A 2,890-nucleotide genomic window follows, 5' to 3' on the forward strand; every position below is an offset into this window, starting at 1 on the left:
CCCGATCCAGACGCTGCAGGGGCGAATCGCGCAGACCAGCTCCGTCCAGATCGCCCTGACGAGCTTCTCGACGCGGCTCAACGCGCTCAAGAACTTCGGCACCGACCTTCGCAAGCCCAGCACCTTCGAGGCGGTCACCGCTGCCAGCACGAACGAGCAGGTCGTCGGCGTCTCGGCCTCAATCGGCGCGCCAGAAGGCCGGTACGCCGTCAACGTCCGCTCGCTGGTGCAGACCCAGCAGTCGATCACCAGCGGCTTCGCGAGCCGCGACTCGGTGCTCACGGCCGGCACGTTGACGCTGGAGGTCGGCGACAACTCGCTGCTCCGCGAGACGCAGCTTTCGGAGCTCAACGACGGCCTAGGCGTCACGCCGGGCAAGTTCCGCGTGACCGACCGCGCGGGCAACGCGACGATCTTCGACACCGCTCAGTACGCCACGCTCGACGACCTGGCCGACGCGATCAACTTTGACCTCGAGATTGACGTGACCGCCGACGTCGAGCGCGGGGCGCTGGTCCTGCGCGACCAGACCGGCGGCTCAGGAACCCTCCGAGTCCGCGACCTCGGCGACGGCACCGCAGCGGCCGATCTCGGCATCACCGAAGAGACCCGCAGCTCTGCCACCAGCTCCGAAATCGTCGGCGGCGGTGGAAAGTCGCTGACCGTCACGGACGGCGAGGTCGTCAACGCCGCAAGGGCACTGGACATCACCACGCTTAACGGCGGCAGCCCCTGGCCGGACGGGCCGGCGGAAGAGCTGAACGTCGAGCTGCGTGACGGCTCGACCTTCGACGTCTTTACCGGCAGCGTCTCCACCATCGGCGACCTCGTCGACGCGTTCAACTCCGCAGCCGGCGGACGCGCGGTCATGTCGCTCAACGCCGACACCGGCCAAATCGTCATCGACGACCAGACAACCGGCGTCGGCCAGTTCGAGATCAGCAATGCCAACTCGGCCAACGTCGCAACGCTGCTCGGCATCGATCAGCAACTCGCCGTCGGCCAGTCCACGATCACGGCCACCAACGTCGCCTTCGACGGCGCGGCCATCCGGACCGATCTGCTCGCGACCAAGGTCGACGCTCTGGACGACCCGAACCGCGCGGGCAGCGCCCTGACGGGCGGTCTGCGTGGCGGAGCCGGCATCTCCGCGGGCACGTTCACGATCACGGATCGCGACGGCAACTCCGCCTCAATCGACGCGACCACGCCGTGGCTCGACGACATCCTCGAAGACATCAATGAGAGCGGCATCGGCGTCAACGCCCGACTCAACGACGCCGGCACCGGCATCGTCCTGGAAGACACGACAGGCGGCACCGGAACGCTCACGATCGCCGACACGTCTGGCACCGCCGCCGCCGATTTGAACATCGCCGGCTCGTACGTCGTCGCGGACGGCAATGTCGTCGACAGCGGCAACCTGCAGCAGGCCTTCGTCGACGAGACCGCCCTCCTGGCGACCTACGACCTCGGCGACGACATCGGCACCGGCACCATCCAGTTCACCGACTCGGCCGGCGCGACCGCGGACCTTGACCTCTCCGTCGGCATCTTCGAAGACCTGGGCGACGTCATCGACGCCGTCAACGGCCTGGGCATCGGCATCTCGGCTCGGCTCAACGACAACGGTGACGGCCTGCTCATCGAAGACACCGCCGGCGGCACCGGACCGCTGGTCATCGAGGACAGCGAAGGCACGTCGGCCGAGGCACTGCGGATCGCGGGCAGCTTCGACGCAGGTCAGGCGGACGGCTCCTTCGAAGTCAAGATCGAAGTCGAGGCTGGCGACACGCTCGAAGACGTTCGCGACAAAATCAACCAGCTCGGCTACGGCGTGCGGGCCGAACTCGTCAGCGACGGCGACCCCGACAACCCGTGGCGGCTCTCTCTGACCGCACGCGACAGCGGCACGGCCGGCGCGTTCAGCTTCGACGGCGGCGACACCGGACTGAGTGCGCGTTCGATCGTCGAAGCCAGCGACGCCGTCGTCTTCGTCGGCGGCGGTGACGGCCAGCCACCTCTGACGGTCACTTCGACCTCAAACACGATCGAAAACGTCCTGCCGGGCGTCACGCTCGACCTTCGTTCCACCACGGCCGGCGAGAGCGTCGAGATCAGCGTCGTTTCCGATCAGGACGGGCTCCTCGAAGACGTCAATGGCATGATCACCGCGTTCAACGCGCTTCGCGACGAGATCGACGAGAACTCCGGCTACAACGAGGAGACTGACCAACGCGGCCGCCTCCTCGGCGAGCCGAGCGTCAGCAGGGCCGAAGCGGTCGTCTATGGCCTGGTCAGTCGCGTCTACAACCCGGGCGAGGCGCAGTACCGCATCCTCGCCGACGTCGGCATTCGGCTCGGCGAAGGGGCGAAGCTCGAGCTGGACGAAGAGAAGTTCCGAGCGGCTTTGGCAGACGATCCCGACGCGGTCGCGAGCCTGTTCACAGCCACCGATGAGGACGGCGTCGGCACGGGCTTCGGCCACCAGCTGCAGAATGCCATCGGCGAGCTGACCGATCCAGTAGACGGCACCGTCACCCGCGCAGGCGAAGTGCTCGAAGAACGCGTCGCCGCCTTCGAAGAGCAGATCGCCGCGATCGAAGAGCAGGTGCTCGTCAAAGAAGCCCGGTTGCAGCAGCAATTCCTCGACATGGAGCTGGCCCTGGGCGAGCTGCAATTCCAGCAGCAGCAGCTCTCAGCGATTCCGACGTTCCAGCCGGTCCAGAACAACAACGACGGCAACTAGCACGGATTTTTAGTCGAGCGTTCTTGTCTGAGAACGAGCCCCGAGCGTTGGGGCACGGGTGCCCACGCCCGCCCCGCCCCCCCGCGCCACCCCGGGGGGCCGCTCCCAGCGGGCGGTTTGGGCTAACAACTACTACAACAC

1 protein-coding gene is annotated in these 2,890 nt (G+C 67.0%); it reads left to right on the plus strand.

Annotated elements, in window-relative coordinates; all coding sequences use genetic code 11:
- A partial coding sequence (gene fliD, locus AAGI46_16695) for a flagellar filament capping protein FliD (GenBank protein MEM1013846.1) occupies positions 1-2,749 on the plus strand: 2,749 nt, incomplete at its 5' end.
- Positions 2,750-2,890: the final 141 nt, after the last annotated feature.

Source organism: Planctomycetota bacterium (genome assembly GCA_038746835.1).
In the GTDB taxonomy this organism is placed as follows: domain Bacteria; phylum Planctomycetota; class Phycisphaerae; order Tepidisphaerales; family Tepidisphaeraceae; genus JBCDKH01.